This is a genomic window from Catellatospora tritici (assembly GCF_019083965.1).
Lineage (GTDB): Bacteria > Actinomycetota > Actinomycetes > Mycobacteriales > Micromonosporaceae > Catellatospora > Catellatospora tritici.
Genome location: NZ_JAHRCY010000035.1, coordinates 39,459 through 64,633 on the forward strand (window position 1 = coordinate 39,459; position 25,175 = coordinate 64,633).

Consider the following 25,175-nt stretch of genomic DNA (forward strand, 5'->3'; position numbering starts at 1 on the left):
CTCACGGCTGAGCCGCACGCGAGCGTGCGGTCGGGACAACTTCCTGCTTCACAGCCGACCGCCCTGTCCGGGAGGACTCCCGTTGAGGTCTTACACCAGCTCCACAGGCAGACACCGCCAGCCCGGCGGCCAAAATGTTCCTGGCAGCGTTGACGTCCCGATCATGGGTGGTGCCACATCGCGGGCACGTCCACTCGCGGACGTTCAACGGCATCTTCTCGTTGGCGTAGCCGCACCCCGGGGTGGAACACAGCTTCGAGCTGGGAAACCAGCGGTCCAGCGGGATGAACGTTCGCCCGTACCAGTCGCACTTGTACTCCAGCATGCTCCGGAACTCGCCCCACGCCGCATCGGAGACAGCCCTGGCGAGTCTGTGGTTCTTGAGCATGTTGGACACGGCCAGTCCTTCGACTACGACCACTTGGTTTTCGCGGACGAGTCGCGCGGACAATTTGTGCAGGTTGTCGCGTCGCCGATCAGCGATACGCGCATAAATCCTAGCGACCTACAGCAGGGACACGAACCACCGCCCGGCCGGATCCTGCGACACGGTCACCGTGGACGGCGACGCACCCTCGGGCAACGGCCGGGACCACACGATGTCGAGCGGATCCGCAATCTTTGCCAGGGTCAGCTCGCCGTCGCGGAACCGGAACGCGCTGGTCGTGTACTCCGCCGAGCGCCGCGACTTCTTCCGCGACTTGAACCGCGGGTGTTCGGCCCGCTTGGCGAAGAAGTTGGTGAACGCCGTTTGGAGGTGCCGAAGAGCTTGCTGGAGCGGCACCGAGGAGACCTCGCGCAGGTACGCCAGTTCCTCGGTCTTCTTCCACGCCGTCAACATGGCCGAGGTCTGGTTGTAGTTGATTCGCTCGGCCCGCTGCTGCCACGCCTGGGTACGTGCCGCCAGCGCGAGGTTGTAGACCTTCCGCACGCACCCGAACGTGCGCGACAGCTCTGCTGCCTGCGCATCCGTCGGATAGAAGCGGTATTTGAACGCCCGCTTCACGTGCCTGGTCGTCATGGTCGCAACCTAGCGGCCGGATCTGACAGCCGACGGCGGCCCGCCCGGCAGGCGAATCGCCTTTCCCTGTCCCGCTACGCGGGCAGTCCGATTCCTTCCCGGCCTGAAGGCTGGGATCTCCCCGGAGGTTCGCGATGAACCTGGACAAGCAGGCCCTGTTGGCCGAGCTGCCGCTGGCGCTGGCCGTGCAGCCGCCGGTGGTGCTGGCCGACACCGACGACGGCGACGGGGCGATCCCGGCCGAGCTGCGCGAGTGGCTGGTGCGGCTGCGGCTGCTCGACGGCGTGCCGTTCGCCTACCTGGTGGCCGACAGCGAGCTGCTGCCGCCGGAGTCGATCCGCTGGTTCTACGTGGACCGGCGCTGGACCGACGCGCTGGTGCAGGGAGCGCTGGCGGTGGGCACGGTCAACAGCGACGACCGCACGCAGCTGACCGCCCAGTACCCGGGGGTGCGCGACGAGCTGGACCAGGAGGAGCGCAACCTGCGACGGCGCGAGGGCACCCGGCGCTACGCCGGGGCGGCCGGGCCGATCAGCGGGTTCCTGCTGCGTTCGCGGGCGGTGTCGGGCTGGCCGGCGCTGCACGTGCGGGCGTTCAGCATCGAGCCCGACGGCGGCGACACCGCCCGCATCCCGCAAGACGGTCCGGGCCGGATGCGGCTGCTGCGGCTGGAGCGGCTGGCCCCGGCGGTGCTGCTGTGCCTGTTCGACGGGGTGCCGAAGGTGGTGCACGTGGAGGAGCCGCGCCAGGGAGTGCAGTTCGGGTTCGAGGCGACAGGCGAGGACGACCAGGTGCGGGCGACCCTGCGGCCGCGCGACGCGACCACGTTCGAGTACCTGCCCGGACCGCCGGTCGACGTGCCGTTCCGAGCCGGGGCGCCGGGCGTGGTCGACATCCAGCAGCTGGAACGGTCCCTGAAGCCGAAGGTGGGCAGCGGCGCGGCCGACGGCCTGGACAGCTCCGAATACGCGCTGCAGCTCGTGCGGTTCCCGTTCCGGCAGGTGTTCGGAGACCCGGCCGCGACGCCGGTGACGCACGTGTTCCGGCCGACGATCTCGTACGAGACCATGGTGACCAGCGTGTTCCGGGTAGGTGGCTGATGGCGGCGATCGACCCGAAGCTGGCGTCCAAGGCGGTCTTCGACGCCCGCTACGCCGACCTGGTCCGGTCCGGAGTGGACGCGGCCACGTTCCACACCTGGGACCCGCAGCTGTCGCGGCGCACCCGCATCCTCGTCCCCGTCGACGTCCAGGCGTACGTGGTGGTGCCGGGCGGCGAGGAGACGGTGGCGGTCACCGGCGGGCCGAAGGACCCCGCGCCGTTCGCGGACGGGGAGCACCGCCCGGACGGGGTGCACCTGCACTGGGCGCTGCCCGATGCGCTGCTGGCCGGGCGGCACGACACGCAGACGGGGCAGTTGGTGCTGCCGCGGCTGCCCGACCGGTGGGTGGTGGTGCGGGCGCTGGCGCCGCAGGGGGCCCGGCAGGCGCTGCTGCGCGGCTGGGTGATCGACGCCGCGACCGCGACGGTGACGCCGCTGGAGTCGTACCCGGGCACGCCCGGTGCGGCGGCCGGGCCGGTGCTCGATCCACTGGACGCGGCCGCGGGCGGGTCCCTGATGTGGACGGCCTCGTACACGGCCAGCGCGGACCGGTTCGCGTTCCACGACCCGCTCGCGGACCTGACCCCGGACCTGCACGCCGACCAGGCCGTGTACACGGTCGCGGGCTGGTGGAGCGACCTGGGCGCCGATCCGCTGGCCGGTGCGGCGGGCCCGGCGCGGCTGGACGCGGCGCTGGCGGCGAAGGGCTGGCGGCTGGTCCACGACGATGACGACACCTCGGTGCTGGTCGCCGACCCGCGGCTGGCGCAGGTGCGCGAGGCCGCGGGACTGGCGGCCCCGGTCGACGACCCGCCGGCGTCGGTCGCGGCGGCCGACGGGGCCGTGCTGACCGGGCGCCTGGACGGGGTCGCCATGCTGGGTGCGCTGCCGGTCGCCGCCGTCGAGCAGGTCATCGTGACCACCGCGCTGGCCCGGTACGCGACGCTGCTGCACGGCTGCGTGCTGGGGGTGCCGGTGGCCGGGCCGCTGCCGGGCGCCGACGACCGGCCCGACCCGGCGGCGCTCGGGGTGGCGCTGGGGCTGGACCTCGACGACGTCGTCGCCGCGTTCGGCGCGGCGGTGCTGGGCCTGGACGCCGAGCACCGGCGCGAGGCCGAGACGCTGGTCGCGGCGTTCACCAGCGGGCTGATCGAGCAGCTGGGCAGCCCGGACGGGCTGACGGACCTGGCCGAGCGGGAGCACGGCGACGGGTTCTGGGCGCTGCCGGGTGCGCCGCTGGCCGCGGCGAAGCCGGACCGGCTGCACGGTGAGGACAGCGCGTCGGCGGGTCCGCTGACCGTGGGCCGCAAGGGCCGGGCCGCAGCGCCGTCGCCACGGCTGGGCACGAAGCTCGGCTGGTCGCTGAAGTCGGACATGCTGCTGGGTGGTCGGGCAGAGAAGGCGCGGTCGGTGCGTACCGAGGAGGTGCGCCTGGCCGGCGGTGGGCGGGACCGGGCCGATGCGCGGGAGGTGGTGCGGCCCGCGCCGCGCTACTTCCGGCCGCAGGCGCCGATGCTGGCGCTGCGCGGGGCCCGGCCGAGCCACCGGCACCACCACGACGGGCAGTTCGACGACGGTGGGCGGCTGCGCTGCCGGTATCCGAGCGAGGCCGTCACCGCGATCGAGGGCGTGGTGGCTGGCGCGGCCGTGGTGCCGTCGCTGGGGTCGGGGGCGGTGCCCGACGAGGTGCTGACCGTGGTGCGCGAGGCGGTGCTGCTCAACCCGTACGCGTACCGGTGGCTGGCCGAGGCCGGGGCGCCGCCGACGGGCGCGACGGGGCCGTACCGCACCCGCCTGGCCGCCGAGATGGTCCGGCTGTACGGCGCCGACGGCCGCTACGACGGCCTGAGCGGCCTGTCCCTGTCTCCCACGAACACCGCCGCCGCCCCGGCCAAGCCGGCGGCCGGCACCTGGGCGTCCAGCCGCGACCAGCTCGTGGACCGGCAGATCGCCCAGGAACTGGCCCGCCACTCCCTGTACGTCGGGACCCCGCCGAGCCCGATCGCGGTCACCACGTGGCGCCAGCCGTGGGTGCCGCTGTGGCTGGAGTGGCGTGCCAGCGCCGACGGCCACGACAGCGTATCGGGCTGGCACCTGTCCGACCTGGACCTGCAGCCCGACGCCGACGCGCCGCCCGAGCCGGGCAACCCGGTGCGGCTGACCTGCGCCGGGCGTGCCCCGATCGGGCAGGGCGCGGCGACGGCGCTGCGGGAGGGCATCCGGCGCTGGATCGACACCGAACACCAGCGGGAGGCGACCGGCGGCGCGTCGACCCTGTCCAGCGCCGACGAGCAGGCGCTGCAGCGCCTCGGTGACCTCGTCGCGCCGATGGACCTGGTGTCGGCGTCGCTGGACGGGCTGCGCGAGCAGCTGCTGGGCATCGACTACGTGGGCGTGGTGCACCGGGGCCCGGACGGGCGGCCGCAGGCGTCGGGGCTGCCGGTGCCACTGTTCGGGGGCACGGTGCAGGTGGAGCGGCTGCGGCTGGTGGACGCGTTCGGGCGTACCCTCGACATCCCCGCCGAGGCGATCGCGGCCGCCGCGACCACCCTGGACCTGGCCGTGGACCTGCCCGGCGGGATGTGCCTGCGGCCGCGGCTGCAGCACAGCGCCCGCTGGCTGTTCCGGCTGGTCGACCCGGCGCAGCCCGCCGCGACCGACCCTGACGACCTGCACGAGGCATACGTCGACCAGCTCGATCCGGCCGGCGGGGTCAACCCGGTCGCCGGGTTCCTGCTGCCCGACCACATCGACGAGGAGCTCGAGGCGTTCACGGTCGGCGGGCAGGCGATCGGGCAGCTCGGTCACGACCCGGTCACCGGTGCCGTGACGTGGGAACCCGCGCCGGGCCGGCCGGTGCCGCCGGACGCGGGCCCGCTGGCCGACCTGCCGTCGGCGGCGCGGATCACCGGTGAGATCGCCGCCGGGCTGGTCGTCGCCGACGCGCGGGCCCGCGCGCTCAGCCCCGCCCCGGCCGACAGTGCCCTGTCGGCGCTGCTAAGGGCCGTCGACACGACACTGTGGACGGTCGACACCTATGCGGCGGTCGGGTCGCCGACGGTGGCCGGGCTGGTGGGGCGGCCGATCGCGGTGGTGCGGGCGGTGCTGCGGCTGGACGCCCCCGACGACACCGCCGAGGTCGAGGTGACCGAGGCGGGCGGCGCGCAGGCGCGCCGGGACGCGTTCGCGAAGCTGGCCGGGCAGCGGTTCGAGGTGAGCCTCGGGGAGCTGACCCGAACCGACGACGCGCTGCTCGGCTTCTACGTCGACGACGACTACTCGCGGCTGCACCTGGTCGACCGGGTGGTCGCCGCGCAAGCACGCGAGAGCGGGCGGCTGCGCGGGCACCTGGGGCTGCTGGGCGCGGTGACGACGCCAGGACTGGACCCGCTGGCGCACCCGTACCTGGTGCCCGACGGGCGGATCCGGGTGCGGCCGGGGCAGACGGTGCGGCTGACGCTGCTGATGCTGCCGCTGGGACGGGTGCACCTGACGTCCGGAATCCTGCCGCGTAAGCACCTGGCCCTGTCCGACCACTGGGTGACGCCGGGGCTGCGGCGCCTCGTGCCGTCGGTGCGGGTCGGGCCGGTGCTGGTCGACCCGGCCGAGATCCGGCTGCCGCTGGTCAACCTGCTGGGCGACAAGCAGACGTTCACCCGGCGCACCGGCCCGCTGACCTGGCGCGACGACCCGATCGTCGCGGCGACGCAGACCGCGTACCTGCCCCGGCTGCCGCACGAGGCGCAGGAGGGCTGGATCCGGGTGACGCCCGACGACGAGGGGGAGACAGCGTGAGCGGGGAGAGCCGCGAGGACCGCCGGGCCCGCCGCCGCGGCATGGCCGCCCGGCGCGAAGGCTTCGCGTCGGCGCGCCTGGGCGACTTCGACGCCGGTCTGCTGGCCGCCGCGATGGGGCAGCTGCTGGCGAGCCTGCCGCCGGTCAGCCGACACGTACGGCGGTGGGTGCCGATCGGGCCGTCCGTGGCGCGCAGCAGCGGGCAGTCGAACTATGTGCGTACCACCGGCCGCGTCCGGGACCTGGCGGTCAGCCCCGACGGGCGGCGCGCGTACGCGGGCACCGGCAAGGGCGGTCTGTGGTACACCGAGGACGCGGGCCAGTTCTGGCGGCCGGTCGGCGACGCGGCGGCCCGCTCGGCGAACACCGGCGGCCCCAACTCCGCCAAGGCGTGCGGCAGCATCCTGGTCGCGTTCGGTGCCACCGCCGCCGACGACTTCGTGATGGTCGGCACCGGCGAGTCGATGATGTTCAGCCGCCCCGGCCGCCCGGCGCTGGCCGGGCTCGGCGTGCTGGCCGCCCGCGGCCCGGCCGACAGCAGCCTGCCGGACCCGTGGGACACCGAGTCCGGGCTGGCGGTGATGGAGGGCGTCAGCGCGTTCCGGCTGGCCCGCCACCCCGCCGCGACCCCCGGCGCGGCATCGGGACCCAGCCAGGACCGGGTGGCCGCCGCCACGACCTCGGGCCTGTTCCTGGGCACCCGTGGCCCGTCCGGATTCACCTGGGCCCTGGTGCCGCTGCCGAGCAACCTGTACGCCGCCAACCCGCGCCCGGTCGTCACCGACGTGCTGTGGGTGCCCGGCCCGAACCCGAACGGACGCATCGTCGTGGCCCTCGCGCTGGGCCTGGAGACCCCGGCCGCCGCCGCGCCGCTGGGCAGCGGTGTGGCGTTCAGCGACGACCTCGGCGCCACGTTCCAGTGGGTCGGCGGGCTGGCCTCCTCGGCCGCCGCCCCGGCTATCCAGGGCCGGATGAGCCTGGCCACCGCCGCCGGGGGCCGCGTGTACGTGCTCGGCGACATCGTGCCCAGCGCCAGCGCCAACAACGTCAACACGATCTGGCGCATCCCCGACATCGCCGCGGCCAGCCCCGCCGCGACCACGCTCAGCGCCGTCCCGCCGGTGTGGATCACCGACCCGGGCCACCGCAGCCAGCGCGACTACGACCAGGCGATCGTCGTGGACGTGGTCAGCAACCCGCCCAACCCCGACATCGACCGGCTCTACCTCGGCGGCGCCTACGTCGAGCTGCCGCCCACCACCTCACCGGACGGCCTGGCGTCGTCGCTGTGGTGCCTGGACGTCAACGGCTCCGCGCTGCAGCCCGCGCCGAACATCTCCCGGGCGGGCACCCCGCACCGGCCCGCCGGGCTGATCGGCGACAACGTGCACGCCGACGTGCACTGCCTGCGTCTGGCCACCGTCGACGGCGTGCGGCAGGTGTGGGTCGGCTGCGACGGCGGCGTCTTCGTGTCCCCACAGGCCGGGCGGGCCAACAGCTTCGGGCCCCGGGTGACCGGCCTGGCCGCGTTCGAGGTCAACTTCCTGGTGCAGCACCCGACCAGCAGCCACTTCGGCGCGGCCGGGGTGCAGGACAACGGGCGGCTGATGCGCGTCGGCGAGATGGTGTGGGAGGACACCTTCGGCGGCGACGGCGGCGGTGTGGTGTTCCACCCGGTGCAGTCGCAGTACATCATGGCGCAGTACGTCTTCGGGTCCTGGGACTGCCGCCCGCTCGCCGGCTACGCCGACCCGCTGACCAGGTGGTTCTGGCCGCAGTTGCCGCCGCGTGACCGGGAGAACGACGCGTCGGCGTTCTACTCCGGACCGTCGGCGGTCAAACGCAACGCCACCTCGGGGCGGATCGCGCTGGGCACCAACCGGGTGTGGATCACCGACAACCTGGCGGCGATGCCGTACAACAACTGGCGGGTGCTGCCGTTCGCGACCGCCGCCCCCGCGCCCGACGTCGACCCGCGCCCCGCCGGCGCCGACCTCATGCCCGCCTTCGGAGTGCCCGGCGGCGGCGTGCTCGGCCCGATCACCGGCGGCGTCGGCCCGTTCGGGCCCGTGCTCACCGTCAAGTGGGCCTCGCCCACCGAGCTGCTGGCCCTGTTCGAGAAGGGCGTCGTGCGCTGGAAGCAGAACCCGGCCGGGCAGTGGACCGCCGACCCGCTGCTGACCCCTGCGCCGCTGCCACCCGCCCCGCCCGGTCCGCCGCAGCCGCGCCTGGACGTCAGCGTCACGACGCTGACCGACATCGCGCCCATCCCCGAGAGCCAGGACTTCTACCTGACCTGCTCCGGCGACACCGCGACCCCGCCGGGTGACACCTGCTACCGGTTCGACAACGCCACCCGCACGTTCGTGCCGACACGACTGCGCACTCAGCTGCCCCCGCCGCCCGGCGCCAGCATCGGCCCGATCGATCCCGCCCAGGCCGTCACCGTCGACCCCACCGACGCGGCCCACGTATACGTCGGCACCATCACCGGCGTCTGGCACGGCGAACGCGCCGGGGCGACCGTCACCTGGCTCCCGATGGTCAGCAACCTGCCGCAGGCCGTGGTGCAGGACCTGTCGGTGTGGACCAGCAGCGACCCGGACAGCCCGCGGCTGCTGCGGGCCGGGCTGCAGTCGCGCGGCGTCTGGGAGGTCGACCTCGCCGCAGACCAGGAGCCGATGCGGACCTACCTGCGGGTGCACTCGTTCGACAACCGGCGCAAGCTGCCGACCCCGATGGCCAACCCGCGGATCAGCCCGCTGCTGGATCCGCTGAAGGTCGTCGAGAGCCCCGACATCACCGTACGGCCCCAGGTGCCTGCCACCGCCCCGCGCTGGCAGTTCGGCACCGGCGTCATCACCGCCACCAGCAACTGGGCCGCCGTCCACAACGTCCCCGTGTACGAGTTGTGGACGTTCCAGACGGCGTTCCGGTGGCACTTCCCATCGGTCACCGCCGACGGGGTCTGGAACGACGCGCTGGCCGAACTGATCAGCCTGCACCGCGCCAACAACGGCCTCGGCGCCGGCACCCGCATCAACCGGCAGCTGTGGGACCTCGTCGTCGGCGGCACCCGGCTCACCTCGACCGGGGCGCTCAGCAGCAGCCCCGGCGACCCGCTCGCGGTGTACCGGGCGCCCTGGCACTCTCCCGGCGCCATGGACGCGCTCGGCACCGAACTCGACCTGATGGACCACGTACACCCGATCCGGCCGGTGACCGCCGACCGGATCTGGCGCGTCTACCGCGAACCCAGCGTCGTCGACGTGCTGGTGCACCACCGCGACACGGTGCCGCTGGGCATCGGGGCCGCGAAGGTGGTGCTGTTCCGGCTGTCCGCGTCGACGTCGGCGGCGCTGCTGAGCGCGGACGGGTCGTGGATCCCCGGCTACATCGCGTCGGTGATCTCCGGCGGCACGCCCGCCGTACCGGCCGGCTGGCGGGTCGAACCGTCCGTCGGCCCGGTGACGCACCCGCTGAATGTGGAGCTGAGCGCCCGGATGCCCCGCGCGGTGTCGGTCGACGTGAACCTGACGACCGAGCGCCTGTACGACTACGTGATGTTCGTGGCGGTGACGTTCTCGCCGGTCGACCCGGCGACCGTCGCGCCGTTCCCCGCGCTGCCCGCCGGCGGCAGCGTCGCCGACCTGGTCCAGCGCTGGCCGTACGCGGCGATGCGGATCGTCCGGGTCCACGACCGCCCGACCGGCACCCCGTAGCCGCCGAGGATGCGTCGCGTCCACCATTCACGGCCTGAGGAAGAGCCGGGGAAACCTGAGCGCCAGCCAGGGTCGCCGCCCATAGGACAGCGCCTGCCCGGTGGCGATCATGCGCCAGACCGGTGCCCGGCCGAACGCGATCATCAACGCGGCCACCGGTGTCAACGAGAGCGCGCAGTCGCTGCGCCCGAACTGTCCGGGTTCGCCGACACGGACGTCGCCGTCGGCGAAGGCCATCGTGAACCTGCCGGCGCCGCGCAACCTGACGTCGTAGACGGCATATATGGTCGCCGCCGCTTTCTGGTCCACCACCAGCGGCAGCATCCGCATCATCACCGTCGGCGTGATCAGCGCCGCGAGGCGCCGGTTCGGCCGGTACGCGACGCCCAGCCCCCGGTGTATGTCGCCGCTGTGTACCAGTGTCTCGGATCCGATGAGCGCCGCGAGAGTCGCGCCCGCGTGCATGACCGAGGGCCCGTACCAGGGCGCGGGGACGGACCGGTCGAGGTCGGCCGCCGAGATGGCTGACAGCAGCGCCTCACCCGCCAGGGTCAGCTGTTCGGCGGCCTCGGTCGCCGAGGCGAACGCATACTGACTGACCACGTTCGCGTTCGTCGCGGCGACCTGCTGCGGGAGCGTGTCGTGTACGCCGATCTCGGTGAACAGGCTACTGACGTCCTCGTCGCGCAGGGCGGCGGCGAAGACGCCGTAGACGGTGAACAGGTGCATCGCGACCTGCCCGACCGTCCAGGCGAGCCCCGGGACGGGCCGCTCCAGTGACCGGCCGGCGCAGATCACGTCCGCCAGTCCCGCGAACTGCCCGCGCAGTTCGAGTACAACGGAGTCACGGTCGAGTGGGGTCATGACGCGGCATGCTACTGCGAAGTAGCCCGCCGCCGGGATTCCGCCGCCGCAGCCTACGACGCTGCTATCCCGTTGAACCGAACGACGCATGCCTGTCGGTCAGGACATCCGGCTCCCAGATGCCGCTGGACAGGCGAAACTGCGGACCGGCGGCAGCAGGACCAGGGCTCGGTTCTTCGGGCCGCGAAACGCCAGCTCGACATGCTCGACCTGGCCGCCCAGGGCACGGTGCTGGGCGGTGATCGCGGCCAGCAGCTCGTCACGGCCGAGCTTGCGGTCCCGGTCCCAGAAGTTGCAGCAGGGTACGACCAGCACGGGTCGTATCCGGGCCGAGTCGACCACCTCGCGTAGCGCCTCGTCCGGGTGCAGGCCCACGATCAGGTCGTAGTAGTCGGCCAGCGTCGCCAAGTAGGGCTCTGCCCGGGCCGGAACGCCCTTGAGCGTCCAGCCGCGGGGGTCGACGACCTCGGCCTCCAGGCCGAACCGTTTGCGCAGCAGCCGGGTCAGCATCCCTTGCCCGCCGGCCACGTCGGCGACGTACCGGGCCTGCGGGAATCGTGCCGTAATGAACTCGGCGAGCACGTCGAAGCGGGCCTCGTCGCCGTGGAACCGGTGCCGGGTCACGGCGTACGCCGTGAGATCTCGGTCATGTGAGCGTCTCCTGCCTTCGTCGACCATCAGATCACTCTGCTCGGAGTCGCCGGCGGTGAGGTGGCATGGGCACCGTGGCTGGGCTCGTCCGGTACGACGAGCTGAGCGCAGTCGCGTGATCCGGCCGCCTGGATCGGTGGGTCACTCGGCCCAAGGCTCGAAGCCTGTGCGCAGGACGGCTTCGAGGGACGTGCGCAACCGCGCCGCGTCGCCGGCGCCGAAGGCGCCCTCGAACCGTGCCTGAACCTCCTGCCACAGTGGCAGACCCGCCTTCATCCGGGCGAGGCCGTCCGGGGTGATCTTCACGCTGCGGGCGCGGCGGTCGGCGGCGGACGACTCGATGGTCACCAGGCCCTCCCGCGCGAGCGGCTTGAGGTTCGTGGCCATGGTCGTACGGTCCATGGCGATCATGTCGGCGAGTCCGCTGATGGTCATCTCTTCGTGCGCGCTGAGCTTCTGCAGGATGCTGAACTGCGTGGCGCGAAGGCCCACCGGCGCGAGCGCCTTGTCGTAGGTCGAGCCGAGATAGCGGGCCGCCTTGCGTAGCGCCAGGTTGTTGCACAGTTCGACGTCTGCCGCCGCCTCGGTCATCTTCGCCTCCTCCGCGTCCCGGTTCAAGGGTAGGAGCACCCGCGCCGAAGTACGCAGGCGCGATTCATACCCAGGATGACCTGGCCGAACGTGACCGGCCCCACCCTTGTCGACCTCGATATACGAGCATATGCTCGTATCGCCTCGGCCGGGCATCCCCGCAGTACACGGGGGGCCCAGGCGGTACGGCTGGGCCGGTTCCTCGCGACGGAGGAGTGGCCGCGACGGCGAGGGCGTCGTCCCGAATGACATCAGCAGACCGGACCGCTGGGTGGCCGGCGCAAGGAAGAAGGACCCCATGAATCTGAAGCTCGAACTCATCGTGCTGCCCGTGTCCGACGTCGATCGGGCCAAGACCTTCTACGAAGCGGTGGGATTCCGCCTGGACCTCGACAGGACGGCAGGTGACGACTGGCGCGCGGTTCACCTCACCCCGCCCGGGTCGACATGCTCGATCATGTTCGGCAGGGGCCTCACCTCCGCCCTACCAGGCTCGGCCCAGGGCCTGTACCTCGTCGTCCCCGACATCGAGCGGGCCCGCGCGGAGCTCATCGAGCGCGGCATCGAGGTGAGCGAGGTGTTCCACGATGCCGGCGGGCTGTTCTACCACGGCCACGACGGCGCAGACGTCGTCCACCGCGCCGGCCAGGCGAGGGTCGCCGGGCCGCACCCTGACCGTGCCGACTACGGCTCCTTCAGCACGTTCAGTGACCCCGACGGCAACGGCTGGGTGCTCCAGGAGGTCAAGAAGCGCGCCCCCGGCCGCTGACACCGCCTGTTCGGACGGGCAGGCGCCCAACCTGCGCGACAGCCTGTACGTCCGTGGCGGCTCGACTACCGTTGACCTAGGAGATCAACTGATGGTTGCCAGCGAACTCGTTCTCATCGCCAACGCCGGCGGCGTAGGTCGCACGGTTCTCGAACGACTGCGTGCACAGGACGTGCCGGTGCGCGTGATGGTCCGCCGCGACGACGACCGGGCCGCCGAGCTGCGGACGCTCGGCGCGGAGGTGGTACTCGGCGACCTGACCCGGCCCGAGACCGTCGCGGCCGCGATCGAGGGCGCCGGACGTGTCTACTTCGCCATGCCCGTCTCACCCGACCACCTGCTGGCCGCGGCCGTCGTGGCCAGCGTCGCGCGCGAATACGGCCGCCTGGACTGCCTCGTGGACATGTCGCAGATGACGGTGTCCCAGATGACCGCCACCAGCACCACCGAGTCGCACCAACAGCGACTGCACTGGCTCGCCGAACAGGTGTTCAACTGGTCGGGCCTGCCCGTGGTCCACGTCCGGCCGACGTCGTTCCTCGACAACCCGCTGTTCACCACGCTGGCCGCGCGGTCGATCAGGCGGAACGGCACGATCGCCCTGCCGTTCGGGACCGGCCGCACATCGCCGGTCGCCGTGGACGACGTCGCCAGAGTGGTCGCCACCGTGCTTCGCGACCCCACCAGCCACGTCGGCCACGTCTACGAGCTGACCGGGCCGCGTTCGGTGGACATGACCGAACTGGCCGAGCAGTTCTCCCGGGCACTCGGTCGACCGGTGACCTACACCGACGTCCCCCTCGCCTGGTGGCGGACCGAGGTGCTCGCCAAGGCCGGCCTGCCCCCGCACACCGAACAGCACATCGCCACCATGGCCCGGCTGCACCACGAGAACCGCTACGACCGAACCTCCGCCGACGTCGAACGCGTCACCGGCCTGCCTGCCCAGTCGATCGAAGCCTTCGTGGCGGCCCGCAGGCAGCTCTACCTCGGCTGAGACGCAACGGCGGACATTCGCCGACCTCGCACGTGCTCACGCGCAGGACGCAGACAGAACGTGTGGGCATCGGCGGCCGGAGCAACCATACGGTCGGACAGACCGACCACGCGAAACCTTGTTCCCTGACCTCGGCAAATACCCGGCAAATACGCAAGGAGTTACGAAATGCGAATAGCAGTGGTCGGAGCGAGCGGACGGATCGGCTCCCTCACCGTCGCCGCCATGCAACGCGATGGGCACGACGTCGTGCCCATCAGCCGGTCCCACGGCGTAGACGTCGTCGCGGGCACCGGCCTCGGCGAAGCCCTGGCCGGAGTGGACGCGGTCGTCGACACCACCAGCACCGAAACCACGTCAGCGACCGAGGCCGTCAGCTTCTTCACCACCGCCACCGCCAACCTGCTCGCCGCCGAACAGCGCGCCGGGGTCGGCCACCATGTCGTGCTGTCCATCACGGGGGTGCGCACCGTCCCCGGCAACGCCCACATGGCGGGCAAGCGTGCACAGGAGGCCGCGGTGGAGGCCGGGCCGATCCCGTACACCATCGTGCCCGCGACACAGTTCCACGACTTTCCCGCGATGGTCGCCGGTTGGATGGAACGCGACGGGGTAGCGCAGCTGCCACCGCTGCTGATGCAGCCGATCGCGCCCTCCGACGTCGCCGACATCCTCGCCCGGGTCGCCGTCGGCAGCCCACAGGGCCGCCACCGCGACATCGCCGGACCCGAGCCGCAGGACATGATCGACATGGCCCGGCGCACGCTCACCGCCCAGGGCAAGAACATCCGGCTCGTGCCCACCTGGCACGGCGGCATCTTCGACGAGACCGCGGCCGGTGACGTCCTGCTACCCGCGGCCGATGCGGAGATAGCACCCACCCCCTTCGACCAGTGGCTGGCCAGCCAGCAGCGATGAGCGAACCCGAAGGGGGCGGGATTGCCAGGACCGGCCGTGCCACACCGGGCCTACTCCATGCCGTCCGCAGGCAGGCACACCGGCAGCCCGAGCCGCGGGAACCGGTCGTTGTGGAACGTGACGATCTCGCTGATCGCCCCGCCGGTGACGCGCAGGACGTCGATCGTCAGCGGCAGGTACGCGCCTTCCTGCTGCTGCCACTGGTAGAAGGCGACAGCGGGCTGCCGGTTCACGGAGGTGAGGACGGTGCGCAGGCCCTTCATGCCCTCGAAGCCGCTCTCGACCCAGTCGCCGACCACCGTGTCACGGCCGACGTGCAGGCCCGGCGTGGGCGGCATCGAGCAGCGGACGTCGTCGCGCAGCAGTGCGGCGAGCCCGGCGATGTCGGTGGCCACGCTGGCGTCGGTATAGCGGCGCACCAGCTCGCGCGTCCCTGCGTTCTGCTCGCCGCCGGTCCAGTCCTGCCGCTCGGCGGGCAGGTGCTCCCGCATGCCCGCGCGGGCCCGCTGCAGCGCGCTGTTCACGGAGTTGACGGAGTCCCCGAGCAGCTCCGCGACGTCCTTCGCCGGCCAGCCGAGCACGTCCCGCAGGATCAGCACGGCCCGCGGGCGCGGCGCGAGGTGCTGCACTGCGACCAGGTACGCCAACTCGATCGTCTCCCGCGCGACGGCGACGGTCTCCGGCTCGTCCGCGTGGCCGGCGGGCAGCTCGTCGAGCAGCCGGTCCGGGTAGGGCTGCAGCCACAGCACCTCGCCGCCGGTCGCAGGCTCCGGGCGGCACTTGGCGAGCAGGTCCAGGCAGGCATTGGTCGCGATCCGGTACAGCCAGGCCCGGAACGTGGACCGCCCCTCGAAGGTCTCCCGCCGCCGCCAGGCACGGAGGAACGTCTCCTGCACGGTGTCCTCGGCGTCATCGAACGACCCGAGCATCCGGTAGCAGTGCACGTGCAGCTCCCGCCGGTGCCGCTCCGCCAGCCCAGAGAACGCCAGCTCGTCGATCTCGCCCAGCCCGCCCACGCCCAGCTCCTCCAGCCATGTGTCCGCACTCATCACGTCGTCCTTCCGCTCGTCGTGTCCCGTCGTAGGTATGACGGGAGCGGGCGCGACAACTCATCACCACATACCCCGCCGCAGCGGTGGACGGGATCTCGACCGGCAGGCGCGCCAGCCGACGTTGAACATGCTGCCGTTGGCCCCAGCCGTCGGACTTGTACCAGCGGCTGGTGTTGAGGGAGTTGAAGTTGTCGGCGAAGCTGCCGCCGATGGCGGCCTACTCCATTGCTGGAGGCGACCGCGGGCAGCGGTACGCCGTGGACGGGAGGTGCGGCGGCCGACGGCCAAGACCGACCTGTCACTGACCGACGCCTTCCTGTGGATCAAGACCATCGGCGAATCCGACGGCAGCTGCAAGCGCGGAACTCCCGGACCCGCCGACCCCGAATACGGCACCATCGACCCCGCTGCCGGTGCCTGGTGGCCCGACATGGCCCACTGGCTGGCCAAGAACGCCGCACCCACCCTCACCTTAAACCCGACCTGCCGCCATGACGCGGTGGGGGGGGGGGCCCCGGCGGGGCCCGCCCCCCCCCCCGGGACAGCGGGGGGGGGGGGGGGACGCCCCAGGGCGTCCCGCCACCGCGTCATGGATCGCCGTTCGTGGAGGTCGACACAAGAATAGATTGAGGTCGATATCACCAATAGGGACAGAGGGTCGCGCCGCCGACGGCTCATCGACGGACCGGTGGGCGGACCTTGAAGTTCGTTGACATCACACATCATATGACTTAGCTTTGGCTGCATTCAGCGAGGGCCGGGCCCGTCGGCCCCTTCCCGAGAAGTGAGCATCGATGAAGCAGCGAGCACTTTGGTCGGTCGCCGTGGCGGCGACGTTGGCCTTGGCCGGCTGCGGCAGTGCCACTGGCACAGACTCCGCCAACAGCGCGAGCGGCAAGCTCGTCGTGTGGGACTGGAAGTCCGGTGACAAGACCGCGACCGCGTACGTCGAGAAGGCGAAGGCCGACTTCGTCAAGAAGCACCCCGGGGTGACCGTCGAATTCGTCGCCCAGCCGTTCGATCAGTACTACACGCTGCTGGGCGCAGCGATCCAGGCAGGCAAGGGCCCGGACGTCATGATGTTCAACGGTGGTGGCCAGATCCGCGACCGGGTGGACGCCCTCGTGCCCCTGGACGGGTTCGTCGCCTCGGACAAGCAACGCCTCACCGGATGGGACGCGTTCGCCAAGGACGGCAAGACCTACGGCGCACCCGTCACGCTGCAGGGGTACCCCATCTACTTCAACAAGACCCTGTACAAGAACGCCGGGCTCGACCCTGAGCGTCCGGCCACCACCTGGGACGGGTTCACCGCCGACTGTGCCACCATCACCAAGGCCACCAAGGCCAGCTGCTTCGCCCTGGGCAACAAGGAGGGCATCGGCATCCAGTTCTTCCTGTCGGCGTTCGGGTCGGGCATCCTCACCCCCCAGGAGTACGACAGCTGGATCGCCGGACAGCGTGACTGGACCTCCCCGCACGTCAAGCAGGTCTTCCAGCTCTGGAAGGACGTCGACGACCGCGGCCTGAACAGCAAAGGCGGCAACTCGACCACGCTGTTCACCGACGCCTTCGGCATCTTCCAGTCGGGCAAGGCCACCAACATCATCGGCCTGATGTCCGACATCGGGCACTGGAAGGACTTCAACGAGTTCCTTGGGCCCGACAACGTCGGTGTCCTGAAATCCCCGGTCATCACCGACGGCACCACTCCCAGCCTGCCGTTCGACGGCGGCATCGGCTACGCCGTCGCCAAGTGGACCAAGGACCCGGCCCTGGCCGCCGACCTCGTCCGCTCGCTGACCTCAACCGAGGCCCTCACCGCGTTCTACGCCGACGCCGGCGCGGTGGTCTCCGACACCACCGTGCAGACCTCCAACGGCGGAGCGGCGATCAGCGCCATCGTGGCCGACCTCAAGACCGGTAAGCCGGCCCTGCACGTCGCACTGTCGTCGAAGACCATCGAGCTGATGGGTCGGCTGTCCCAGCAGATCCTCGAGGGCACGGTCAGCGTCGACGACGCGCTCAAGCAGCTCGGTGAATCGGACCGGAGCTGACACGTGCAGCTCGGTGAATCTCCGCCGCTGTCGGCCCGTCCCACCCCGCTGGGGCGGGCCGATGGAGCAGGGCACGCGCATCGCAAGACTCGACGGGCCGGTCTGCTGTCGGGCGAGCGACTGTCCCCGTTCGTGCTGATGGCCCCCGCCATCCTCGTCATCGTGCTGTTCAGGCTGTGGCCGCTGCTGCTGGGAGTCAACTTCTCGCTGACCGGAGACGGCGACCGCAACGGAGTCGCCGTCGGCCTGGACAATTACGTCGAGCTGTTCGCCGATCCGCTGTTTCTCGGCGCGCTGCGCAACGTCGGATGGCTGGTGCTGCTGCTGCCCGTCGCGGTGGCGATCCCCGGCATCCTGGCGACCTTCATCTATCTGCGGGTGCCCGGCCACCGGTTCTACCGCAGTGTCTACTTCTTCCCCGCGGTGCTCTCCCCGGTCATCGTCGGCTCCATCTTCAACCTCCTGCTGTCGTTCGACGGCCCGCTCAACCGTGTCCTGGGCGTGCTGAGCGCCGGCCCGGTCGATTGGCTGGGCGACTCGCACGTCGCGATGTTCACCGTGGTCGGCGTCCATGTCTGGGCGACCTTCGGCATGGCGCTGGTGGTGTTCCTGTCCGGGTTCGCGACACTCGACCCGGCCCTGCTCGACGCCGCCAGGTCGGACGGCGCGACCCTGCCGCAGGTGATCCGTCATGTCATCGTGCCGGGCTTGTCACGAACCATCCAGTTCGTCTTCGTGACCACCATGATCGGCATGCTGACCTCCATGTTCGGCCTGATCTACGTGATGACCAGCGGAGGGCCAGGCGGGTCGACCTACCTGCCCGAGTACTACATCTGGATCCAGCAGGGACAGATGAACCGCCCGGCCTACGCCTCGGCCGCCTCGACGGTGCTCTTCCTGGTCATGCTCGTCGTCGGACTCGCCCAGGTCGGCATCCTGCGCCGTACCGGAAGGGAGGACTGATGCGAGGCGCCAGAATCAGCCGGTGGCTGGTCGCAGCCCCCATGGCGCTGCTCGCGCTGGCCACGATCTACCCGCTGGTCTTCACCGCCAATGCGGCCATGAAGACCCGCCACGACTACGTCCTCGACAGGTTCTCCGTGGCCGACTCGCTGCGCTGGGACAATGTGGTGACGGCGTGGACCAGCGCCGGCATGGCACGCCACTTCCTCAACTCCGTCGTTGCGGTGGCCGGCGCGGTGGCTCTGCTGCTGCTGTTCGGCTCCATGGCCGGGTTCGCGCTGAGCCATCTGCGCTTCCGCGGCTCGCGGGCGCTGCTGCTCGGCTGCCTGGCGGCGCTGTTCGTGCCGTTCCAGGTCATCATGGTTCCGCTGGTGCGGACCATGGCCGACACCGGGCTGGTCGACACCTATCCCGGACTGATCCTGGCGTACGTCGCGCAGTTCCTCCCCTTCACGATCTACCTGATGGCCAGCTACTACAGTGCCATTCCGGCCGAGATCGTGGATGCGGCGCGCATCGACGGCAACACCACCTACGGCGTCTACCTCAGGATCATGCTGCCCATGGGACGGCCGGCTTTGCTGTCGGTCGGCGTGCTCAACGCGCTGTTCTGCTGGAACGACGTGCTCATCGCCCTGCTGATGATGCCCTCAGCGGAGCACCGGACTCTCATGGTCGGGGTGACGTCGCTGAGAGGGCAGTACTCGGCTGACATTCCCACGTTCGCATCGGGAGTGCTGATCGCCGCGGTCCCCGTGCTGGCGGTCTACCTCTTCTTCCAGCGCCGGATCGCCGACGCTGTCACCGCCGGTTCGACGAAAGGCTGACATGCGCATCACTGGGTTTCGCGCCCTGACCACCGTCCAGGAATGGGGCCGCCCTGTCGGTGACGCCAACGGTGTCTTCGCCGATGGCGTCACCGAGGTGCCCATCGTGCTGGTGACCACCGACGAGGGCATCACCGGTGTCGGCATGGGTTCGCACGTGCAGCTGGAGGCGGTCTTCGCGGCGATCGAAGGCGAGGACCCGCGCGGTGTGACGGCCCTGTACGACCGCATGCAGCGGCAGACGTTCAAGGCCGGGCACGCCGGGGCCGTGTCCGGCACCATCGGAGCGTTCGACACCGCGCTGTGGGACATCAAGGCCAAGGCGGCGGGGGAGCCCCTGTGGCGGCTACTGGGCGGACGCGACCGGACAGTGCCCGCGTACGCCTCCGGCCTGGATATCGGCCTCGACGACGAGGAGCTGGTCGCCGCCTACCAGGCCTACGCCGAGCGCGGCATGCGTGCGGCCAAGCTGAAGGGCGGCCTGGATGTCGACCGCGACCGGTGCCGCCTCGCCCTGGTGCGCGATGTGCTCGCCGACTCCGGCGGCGTCTCGCGGCCGGGTCTGATGCTCGACGCGAACGAGTGCTGGAACCGCAAGCAGGCAGTTCGCTACGTCAGCGAGCTCGAGCGCACGCTGGACCTCATCTGGGTCGAGGAGCCGGTTCGCCGCTGGGATGCCGAGGGCCTGGCCGCGGTGGGACGCGGGGTGCGGGCCGCGGTGGCCGGCGGGGAGAACCTGAGCGGCCTGGAGCAGTTCCGCGGCCTGCTGGCCGCCGGCGCACTGGACATCGTGCAGACCGCGTCGGTATGGGGCGTGACGCACTTCCTGCGGGTGGCGGCCCTGGCCCATGCCCACGATCTGCCGGTCAGCCCCATCGGGACCCACCCGGTCGGTCTGGTGCACGCCGCGACGTCGGTGCCCAACCATCTGTCCACCGAGCTGCAGATCATCCAGCCGCCGGTCGGTGTGGCGTTGGATGTCGGGGTCGAAGGCGGTGGCTTCGTCCTGGGGGACAGCCCCGGCCTGGGCATCGTCGTGGACGAGGACGCTGTCGCCGCCTGCTCGGCGCGGCCCACCACGGTCGCCTACGACGGGCCTGGGGTCCGGCCGGAGCGGGCCGGCCGGCGAATGCCGGCGGCTGCCTGATCGCGAGTGTCGTGGCGGGTGCGTCCACCGGGCGGAGTCTCGCGGTGGACGCACCCGCGTCTGGGGGCACCGACAGGCTCACCTGAGCGGTACGCGTGTCCTGCCAATGGCCACGCATAACACTTTTGTGCAAGAATTCTGGCTCTACGCAGTGGTCTGGCAGTCGAGTGACATATGACATCTTACCTGTTACGTCTTCGAGGGCATACCATACCCTGGTGTAGGGCAGGCGATTCGGATTCAGGTCCAGGGGGGCTTCGTTGGCGCGGCAGGTTGCGGCTGGTCCATTCGGCATGGCCCATGCCGCGTCCGGTGAGGTCGCCCCGCCCCGGGTGCGCGGCACGAAGCTGGGCATCAACGTGGTGCAGCAGATCGTCAACGACATCGTGCGCGGGGCGCTGCCGCCGGGCTCGACCCTGTCCCCGGAGAACGAGCTCTGCGATCAGTTCGGCGTCAGTCGCACGGTGATCCGCGAGTCGGTCAAGGTGGTGCAGGAGAAGGGCCTGGTCCGCATCGAGCACGGCCGGGGCACCCAGGTCACCGACCCGCGCCAGTGGAACCTGCTCGACGACGTGGTGCTCACGGCGATCATCGCCCACGACGCGAACCTGTCGTTCCTCGACGAACTGGTGGCCACGCGCACGGCGCTCGAGGCCGACATGGCCGCCGCGGCGGCGAGCTCGTACACCCACGAGGACGGGCTCCGCATCAGCGGGGCGCTCGAGCTCATGCGCTCCAAGATCAACAACGTGCCGGAGTTCGCCGCGGCCGACGCGCACTTCCACGACATGGTCATGGCGGCCTCCCGCAACCGCCTCGGGCGGGCCATCGTGAACAGCATCCACGACAAGGCGCGCGGCAGCATGCGCTACCACGGGGAGTACAACGAGGCCGTCATGCTGCGCACGCTGGCCGAGCACCAGGCTGTGCACGACGCGGTCCTGGCCGGAGACGCCGAGGGCGCCGCGGCGGCCATGCGTGCGCACATCGTCGGCTCCTGGAACCGCCGCCGCCCGAACCGGGACGCCGACCAGCCCGCCACCGGTGCGCGCAAACGGGCCCGCTGATCGAGCCGGTGCTCGGCGAGCAGGTGATGACCGGCGCGTCGGACGTGCGTTGCCCGGGTGGTTCGACCGCGAACCACCCGGGCACGGCCTGTCATCCGAAGGCGGCGGCCAGACGCCGCTCATCGATGCCGTAGACGCGCGCCGCGGTCGCCGCGAGGATGTCGTTCCATCCCGCGTCGTCGAGGTCGGGCAGGCTGTGCCGGACGATGTCCAGCGTTCGGCCATAGGGTTCGTGGAGCAGGCAGATCGGCCAGTCGCCGCCGTACATGAGCCGGCGCGGGCCGAACAGGTCCAGCGCCGCGCCGATGAACCCACTGACCCGGGCCAGCGCGGACTGGTCCGGGTCCTGCCGAAGGTACAGCCCCGACAGCTTGGCGCAGGCCCGCGGGTACTCGGCCAGCGCCTCCAGTGAGCGCAGCCACTGCCGCGACTGGGAGGCGTCACCCGACACGGGCGGCGACCCCAGATGGTCCAGGACCAGGTGAAGACCGGGATGCCGCCGTGCCACCTCGACGGCGACCGCCACCGCCTGCGGCCCGGCCGTCACGAAGTCGAACGGGACCCCGGACTGCTCCAGCAGGTCCAGGCCCGCGTCCACCTCGGGAGCCAGTATCCAGTGCGGGTCCGATTGCTCGTGGATGAGGTTGCGCACCCCGACGAACAGGGGGTTCTCCCGCAGCCGCGCCAGTCGGGCCGCCGCGCGGGCCGACTGATCCAGGGGGATCCAGCCCACCACTCCGACGACCTGCGGGTGTGCGTCGCCGGTTTCGAGCATGAGCTCGGTGTCGAAGTCGTCGTCGGCCGACTGCACCAGCACGACCGCGCCGACGCTGTGCCCGGCGAGGTGGGGAAGCAGCTCGCTCAGCGTCATGGTGCGGTCGATCGGAGAAAGCTCCGGCGTGAGCCACGGGTACCGGCCCCGCGACGGATCCCACACATGGATGTGTGAGTCGATCACCTTGACATTGCCGATGTCCAGCATGAAGTGACTCCTGAGCAACGGTTGGCGAACCTCGCGTCCGCAGTGGACGCCAGTCCGAGGCTTGGACGGGAAGCTGACCTTGTCAATGCGCGACACATATGATGTCATACGTATGCCATCAGCTGGAACCCCCTGGCGACGAACTGGCGGCAAGCGACCCGAGTTCGGCACTAAATTGCCCCGCCCTGGAAGGAACGTCATGCAGCAGGCCAGATATCAGGGCACCGGGCGCATCAGCGTCGTGGACGTGCCCGAGCAGCCCCCGGCCGCCGGCGAGGTGCAGATCGACGTCGCCTACACCGGCATCTGCGGCACTGATCTGCACATCCTGCACGGGGCCATGGACCACCGGGTGGCCGTCCCCGCCGTCATCGGCCACGAGATGTCAGGAACCGTCGCGCGACTGGGCGAAGGTGTGTACGGCTGGGCCGTCGGCGCTCCCGTCACCGTTCTTCCCGTCCTGCCCTGCGACGACTGCCCCACCTGCCGCGCGGGTCACGGCAACGTCTGCCCCCACCTGACCTTCATCGGCATCGACAGCGCCGGTTCGATGCAGCAGCGCTGGAACGTGCCCGCGCGAGCGCTCATCGGCCTGCCCGACGGGCTGGACCTCGCCCACGGCGCGCTGGCCGAGCCGACCGCGGTCGCCGTGCACGACGTGCGACGCAGCGGACTGGTCGGCGGCGAACATGCCGTCGTGGTCGGCGGCGGCCCGGTCGGCCTGCTCATCGCAGTCGTCGCCCGCCACACCGGTGCCCGGGTCCTCGTACTGGAGCCCAGCACCCATCGGCGGGCGACAGCCGACCGGCTCGGTTTCACCACCATCGACCCCGCCCGTGGCTCCACGGCCGAGGCCGTCCGCGACTGGAGCGGCGGTCACGGCGCGGCCGTCGCGTTCGAGGTCTCCGGCGCGGCGGCAGGGGTGAACACCGCCGTGGAAGCCCTGGCGCCGCGCGGCAGGCTCGTCATGGTGGCGATCCACCCCACCCCCAGAAACGTCGACCTGCACCGCTTCTTCTGGCGCGAACTGACGATGCTCGGCGCCCGCCTCTACGGCCAGGACGACATGCAGACCGCGGTGGAGCTGGTGGCCTCCGGACAGATCCCGGCCACCGACCTGATCACCCGGATCGACCCGCTGCGGCAGGTCGACGACGCCTTCGCCGCCCTGGCGTCCGGAACACGAATGATGAAGATCCTCCTCGACTGCGGCGGGCAGCGATGATGTTCGACCTGAGCGGAAGACTCGCCGTCGTCACCGGCGCTCGCCGCGGCATCGGGTTGGCCATCGCCGATGCGCTGGCAGCGGCCGGAGCCGACATCGTCGCCGTCAGCGCGCAGCTCGAACACGAGGGCAGCGAGGTGTCCCGTCGCGTGACGCGACACGGCCGGCACTGCGCGGTGCGAGCCGTCGACTTCGCCCGCAGGGACGCCGTCGCCGCCCTGGCAGCGGAGCTGACCCAGTGGCACCGGCCCGTCGACATCCTCATCAACAACGCGGGCACCATCGCGCGGGCTCCGGCCGCCGAGCACAGCGACGAAGACTGGGACCGGGTCCTGGCCGTGGACCTGACCGCCCAGTTCGTCCTGGCACGCGAAGTCGGCCGGGCGATGCTGGCGCGCGGCACCGGGAAGATCGTCTTCACCGCCTCGCTGCTCAGCTTCCAGGGCGGTATCACCGTGCCGGGCTACGCCGCGGCGAAGTCCGGCGTGGCGGGACTGACCCGGGCGCTGGCCAACGAGTGGGCACCGCACGGGGTGAACGTCAACGCCATCGTGCCCGGCTACATAGCCACCGACAACAACCAGGCCCTGCGCGACGATGCCCGGCGCAACACGGCGATCCTCGACCGCATCCCCGCCGGACGGTGGGGGACGCCGGCCGACCTTGCCGGCGTGGCGGTGTTCCTTGCCTCGGCGGCATCGGACTACGTGCATGGAGCGCTCATTCCGGTCGACGGCGGCTGGCTGAGCAGGTGACCGGGTCAGGCTCCTACCCGCCGCCGCAAACCGGCAGCCAAGCGCCACACACACTGGAGGAACCGTGCAGGTCATCGGCTTACATACCCGACTGCGCCCCGGTCTCGAGCAGACCTACGAACGGATCCATGCGAGGCTGGCGCCCGAGCATGAGCAGGCCCTGCGAGACAGCGGTGTGCACTCTTGGCACATCTGGCGGGACGGACTCGACCTCTTCCACACGATCGTCTGCGAGGACTGGGTGGGCATGGAGGAGGCGATGGACAAACTGGAGCTGACCCACAGGTGGCATGAGGTCATCCACCCGCTGCTCGACATGGCGGTGTCCGCGCGCGGGCCGCTGCCGCTGGTCTGGAAGCTGCCCGAACACGGCGCCAGCACGCCGGCCGACGACCGGACAGGGGAGGTTGCGTGACCGGACTCGATCACCGGATGCCGGTGCGGCCGCTCGGCCGCACCGGCATCGACGTCACCGTGCTGGGCTTCGGCGCCTCCGGCATCGGCAACCTGGGCCATGCCACCGCGGACGGCGACGCCGCGGCCGCCGTCGGCGCGGACTGATCCGGATGTTCGACACCGCTCCCCACTACGGCCTGGGGCTGTCCGAACGCCGCCTGGGCGAGGCACTGCGACGCTACCCGCCGACTCCGTCGTGACGGGCGCGTTC

At 71.2% G+C, this 25,175-nt stretch carries 23 protein-coding genes; 16 read left to right on the forward strand and 7 right to left on the reverse strand.

Features of this window, described 5'->3' with window-relative positions:
• Nucleotide 1: 1 nt before the first annotated feature.
• Both KUA19_RS39830 and KUA19_RS39835 read right to left on the reverse strand, forming a co-directional pair.
• Entirely contained in the window at nucleotides 2–496 is a 495-nt protein-coding gene (locus KUA19_RS39830) for an RNA-guided endonuclease TnpB family protein (RefSeq protein ID WP_308167920.1), read from the reverse strand.
• 9 nt (nucleotides 497–505) lie between these two features.
• A complete protein-coding gene (locus KUA19_RS39835; RefSeq protein ID WP_217404822.1) occupies nucleotides 506–1,021 on the reverse strand; it encodes an RNA-guided endonuclease InsQ/TnpB family protein in 516 nt (171 codons plus the stop codon).
• A gap of 134 nt (nucleotides 1,022–1,155) precedes the next feature.
• Here KUA19_RS39835 and KUA19_RS39840 point away from each other — a divergent pair, with 134 nt between their 5' ends.
• The 3 genes from KUA19_RS39840 to KUA19_RS39850 are packed head-to-tail and all read left to right on the forward strand — an operon-like array spanning nucleotide 1,156 to nucleotide 9,640.
• Nucleotides 1,156–2,121 (forward strand): hypothetical protein, encoded by a 966-nt coding sequence (locus tag KUA19_RS39840; protein ID WP_217404824.1) that lies wholly within the window; start codon nucleotides 1,156–1,158, stop codon nucleotides 2,119–2,121.
• Nucleotides 2,121–5,918, forward strand: coding sequence for a hypothetical protein (locus KUA19_RS39845; protein WP_217404826.1), 3,798 nt, complete (start codon nucleotides 2,121–2,123; stop codon nucleotides 5,916–5,918). Before KUA19_RS39840 ends, KUA19_RS39845 begins: the two co-directional genes overlap by 1 nt.
• Nucleotides 5,915–9,640 carry a beta propeller repeat protein gene (locus KUA19_RS39850; RefSeq protein ID WP_217404828.1) on the forward strand — a complete coding sequence of 1,242 codons (3,726 nt, stop codon included), beginning with the start codon at nucleotides 5,915–5,917 and terminating at the stop codon, nucleotides 9,638–9,640. Before KUA19_RS39845 ends, KUA19_RS39850 begins: the two co-directional genes overlap by 4 nt.
• A gap of 27 nt (nucleotides 9,641–9,667) precedes the next feature.
• On the opposite strand, the gene KUA19_RS39855 is transcribed toward KUA19_RS39850, so the two are convergent.
• The 3 genes from KUA19_RS39855 to KUA19_RS39865 form a co-directional block, all read right to left on the reverse strand.
• The gene (locus tag KUA19_RS39855; RefSeq protein WP_217404830.1) at nucleotides 9,668–10,504 is read right to left on the reverse strand and encodes a maleylpyruvate isomerase N-terminal domain-containing protein; all 837 of its coding nucleotides are present in this window, start codon (nucleotides 10,502–10,504) and stop codon (nucleotides 9,668–9,670) included.
• 99 nt (nucleotides 10,505–10,603) lie between these two features.
• The gene (locus KUA19_RS39860) at nucleotides 10,604–11,128 is read right to left on the reverse strand and encodes a class I SAM-dependent methyltransferase (RefSeq protein ID WP_217404832.1); all 525 of its coding nucleotides are present in this window, start codon (nucleotides 11,126–11,128) and stop codon (nucleotides 10,604–10,606) included.
• A 168-nt stretch (nucleotides 11,129–11,296) separates the two neighbouring features.
• Entirely contained in the window at nucleotides 11,297–11,746 is a 450-nt protein-coding gene (locus tag KUA19_RS39865) for a MarR family winged helix-turn-helix transcriptional regulator (RefSeq protein WP_217404834.1), read from the reverse strand.
• A gap of 298 nt (nucleotides 11,747–12,044) precedes the next feature.
• Here KUA19_RS39865 and KUA19_RS39870 point away from each other — a divergent pair, with 298 nt between their 5' ends.
• From KUA19_RS39870 to KUA19_RS39880, 3 genes are all read left to right on the forward strand, one after another.
• Nucleotides 12,045–12,515, forward strand: a complete 471-nt coding sequence (locus tag KUA19_RS39870; protein WP_217404836.1) for a VOC family protein — start codon at nucleotides 12,045–12,047, stop codon at nucleotides 12,513–12,515.
• Nucleotides 12,516–12,606: 91 nt separating this feature from the next.
• Nucleotides 12,607–13,512, forward strand: coding sequence for an NmrA family NAD(P)-binding protein (locus tag KUA19_RS39875; RefSeq protein WP_217404838.1), 906 nt, complete (start codon nucleotides 12,607–12,609; stop codon nucleotides 13,510–13,512).
• A gap of 168 nt (nucleotides 13,513–13,680) precedes the next feature.
• Nucleotides 13,681–14,430, forward strand: a complete 750-nt coding sequence (locus KUA19_RS39880; protein ID WP_217404840.1) for an SDR family oxidoreductase — start codon at nucleotides 13,681–13,683, stop codon at nucleotides 14,428–14,430.
• Nucleotides 14,431–14,480: 50 nt separating this feature from the next.
• Here the strand turns inward: KUA19_RS39880 and KUA19_RS39885 are convergent, their stop codons facing one another.
• The gene (locus KUA19_RS39885; RefSeq protein WP_217404842.1) at nucleotides 14,481–15,479 is read right to left on the reverse strand and encodes an RNA polymerase subunit sigma-70; all 999 of its coding nucleotides are present in this window, start codon (nucleotides 15,477–15,479) and stop codon (nucleotides 14,481–14,483) included.
• 130 nt (nucleotides 15,480–15,609) lie between these two features.
• Here KUA19_RS39885 and KUA19_RS39890 point away from each other — a divergent pair, with 130 nt between their 5' ends.
• From KUA19_RS39890 to KUA19_RS39915, 6 genes are all read left to right on the forward strand, one after another.
• Nucleotides 15,610–16,107, forward strand: a complete 498-nt coding sequence (locus tag KUA19_RS39890) for a glycoside hydrolase family 6 protein (RefSeq protein ID WP_254550861.1) — start codon at nucleotides 15,610–15,612, stop codon at nucleotides 16,105–16,107.
• 169 nt (nucleotides 16,108–16,276) lie between these two features.
• Nucleotides 16,277–17,539, forward strand: a complete 1,263-nt coding sequence (locus KUA19_RS39895; RefSeq protein WP_217404845.1) for an ABC transporter substrate-binding protein — start codon at nucleotides 16,277–16,279, stop codon at nucleotides 17,537–17,539.
• 3 nt (nucleotides 17,540–17,542) lie between these two features.
• Nucleotides 17,543–18,505, forward strand: a complete 963-nt coding sequence (locus tag KUA19_RS39900; protein WP_308167916.1) for a carbohydrate ABC transporter permease — start codon at nucleotides 17,543–17,545, stop codon at nucleotides 18,503–18,505.
• Nucleotides 18,505–19,332, forward strand: coding sequence for a carbohydrate ABC transporter permease (locus KUA19_RS39905; RefSeq protein ID WP_217404847.1), 828 nt, complete (start codon nucleotides 18,505–18,507; stop codon nucleotides 19,330–19,332). The genes KUA19_RS39900 and KUA19_RS39905 overlap by 1 nt, the downstream gene beginning before the upstream one ends.
• Nucleotide 19,333: 1 nt before the next feature.
• Nucleotides 19,334–20,479 (forward strand): mandelate racemase/muconate lactonizing enzyme family protein, encoded by a 1,146-nt coding sequence (locus KUA19_RS39910; RefSeq protein ID WP_217404849.1) that lies wholly within the window; start codon nucleotides 19,334–19,336, stop codon nucleotides 20,477–20,479.
• 293 nt (nucleotides 20,480–20,772) lie between these two features.
• Nucleotides 20,773–21,546, forward strand: a complete 774-nt coding sequence (locus tag KUA19_RS39915; protein ID WP_217404851.1) for a FadR/GntR family transcriptional regulator — start codon at nucleotides 20,773–20,775, stop codon at nucleotides 21,544–21,546.
• 91 nt (nucleotides 21,547–21,637) lie between these two features.
• On the opposite strand, the gene KUA19_RS39920 is transcribed toward KUA19_RS39915, so the two are convergent.
• Complete coding sequence (locus KUA19_RS39920) at nucleotides 21,638–22,528, reverse strand: amidohydrolase family protein (protein WP_217404852.1); 891 nt, start codon at nucleotides 22,526–22,528, stop codon at nucleotides 21,638–21,640.
• A 199-nt stretch (nucleotides 22,529–22,727) separates the two neighbouring features.
• On the opposite strand from KUA19_RS39920, the gene KUA19_RS39925 reads away from it, so the two are divergent.
• From KUA19_RS39925 to KUA19_RS39940, 4 genes are all read left to right on the forward strand, one after another.
• On the forward strand, nucleotides 22,728–23,753 hold the full coding sequence (locus tag KUA19_RS39925; protein WP_217404854.1) for a zinc-dependent alcohol dehydrogenase: 1,026 nt from the start codon (nucleotides 22,728–22,730) through the stop codon (nucleotides 23,751–23,753).
• A complete protein-coding gene (locus tag KUA19_RS39930; protein ID WP_302563794.1) occupies nucleotides 23,753–24,508 on the forward strand; it encodes an SDR family oxidoreductase in 756 nt (251 codons plus the stop codon). The genes KUA19_RS39925 and KUA19_RS39930 overlap by 1 nt, the downstream gene beginning before the upstream one ends.
• A 64-nt stretch (nucleotides 24,509–24,572) precedes the next feature.
• Nucleotides 24,573–24,923, forward strand: a complete 351-nt coding sequence (locus KUA19_RS39935; protein ID WP_217404858.1) for an L-rhamnose mutarotase — start codon at nucleotides 24,573–24,575, stop codon at nucleotides 24,921–24,923.
• Nucleotides 24,920–25,069: a hypothetical protein gene (locus tag KUA19_RS39940; RefSeq protein ID WP_217404877.1), complete on the forward strand. Its 150-nt coding sequence runs from the start codon at nucleotides 24,920–24,922 to the stop codon at nucleotides 25,067–25,069. Before KUA19_RS39935 ends, KUA19_RS39940 begins: the two co-directional genes overlap by 4 nt.
• Nucleotides 25,070–25,175 lie beyond the last annotated feature (106 nt).

Excerpts from the sequence above, each read along its gene's own strand:
- KUA19_RS39835 (WP_217404822.1), bottom strand. The coding sequence starts at position 1,021 with ATGACGACCAGGCACGTGAAGCGGGCGTTCAAATACCGCTTCTATCCG.
- KUA19_RS39840 (WP_217404824.1), top strand. The coding sequence starts at position 1,156 with ATGAACCTGGACAAGCAGGCCCTGTTGGCCGAGCTGCCGCTGGCGCTG.
- KUA19_RS39845 (WP_217404826.1), top strand. The coding sequence starts at position 2,121 with ATGGCGGCGATCGACCCGAAGCTGGCGTCCAAGGCGGTCTTCGACGCC.
- KUA19_RS39855 (WP_217404830.1), bottom strand. The coding sequence starts at position 10,504 with ATGACCCCACTCGACCGTGACTCCGTTGTACTCGAACTGCGCGGGCAG.
- KUA19_RS39865 (WP_217404834.1), bottom strand. The coding sequence starts at position 11,746 with ATGACCGAGGCGGCGGCAGACGTCGAACTGTGCAACAACCTGGCGCTA.
- KUA19_RS39870 (WP_217404836.1), top strand. The coding sequence starts at position 12,045 with ATGAATCTGAAGCTCGAACTCATCGTGCTGCCCGTGTCCGACGTCGAT.
- KUA19_RS39875 (WP_217404838.1), top strand. The coding sequence starts at position 12,607 with ATGGTTGCCAGCGAACTCGTTCTCATCGCCAACGCCGGCGGCGTAGGT.
- KUA19_RS39880 (WP_217404840.1), top strand. The coding sequence starts at position 13,681 with ATGCGAATAGCAGTGGTCGGAGCGAGCGGACGGATCGGCTCCCTCACC.
- KUA19_RS39885 (WP_217404842.1), bottom strand. The coding sequence starts at position 15,479 with ATGAGTGCGGACACATGGCTGGAGGAGCTGGGCGTGGGCGGGCTGGGC.
- KUA19_RS39890 (WP_254550861.1), top strand. The coding sequence starts at position 15,610 with ATGCTGCCGTTGGCCCCAGCCGTCGGACTTGTACCAGCGGCTGGTGTT.
- KUA19_RS39895 (WP_217404845.1), top strand. The coding sequence starts at position 16,277 with ATGAAGCAGCGAGCACTTTGGTCGGTCGCCGTGGCGGCGACGTTGGCC.
- KUA19_RS39905 (WP_217404847.1), top strand. The coding sequence starts at position 18,505 with ATGCGAGGCGCCAGAATCAGCCGGTGGCTGGTCGCAGCCCCCATGGCG.
- KUA19_RS39910 (WP_217404849.1), top strand. The coding sequence starts at position 19,334 with ATGCGCATCACTGGGTTTCGCGCCCTGACCACCGTCCAGGAATGGGGC.
- KUA19_RS39915 (WP_217404851.1), top strand. The coding sequence starts at position 20,773 with ATGGCCCATGCCGCGTCCGGTGAGGTCGCCCCGCCCCGGGTGCGCGGC.
- KUA19_RS39920 (WP_217404852.1), bottom strand. The coding sequence starts at position 22,528 with ATGCTGGACATCGGCAATGTCAAGGTGATCGACTCACACATCCATGTG.
- KUA19_RS39925 (WP_217404854.1), top strand. The coding sequence starts at position 22,728 with ATGCAGCAGGCCAGATATCAGGGCACCGGGCGCATCAGCGTCGTGGAC.
- KUA19_RS39930 (WP_302563794.1), top strand. The coding sequence starts at position 23,753 with ATGTTCGACCTGAGCGGAAGACTCGCCGTCGTCACCGGCGCTCGCCGC.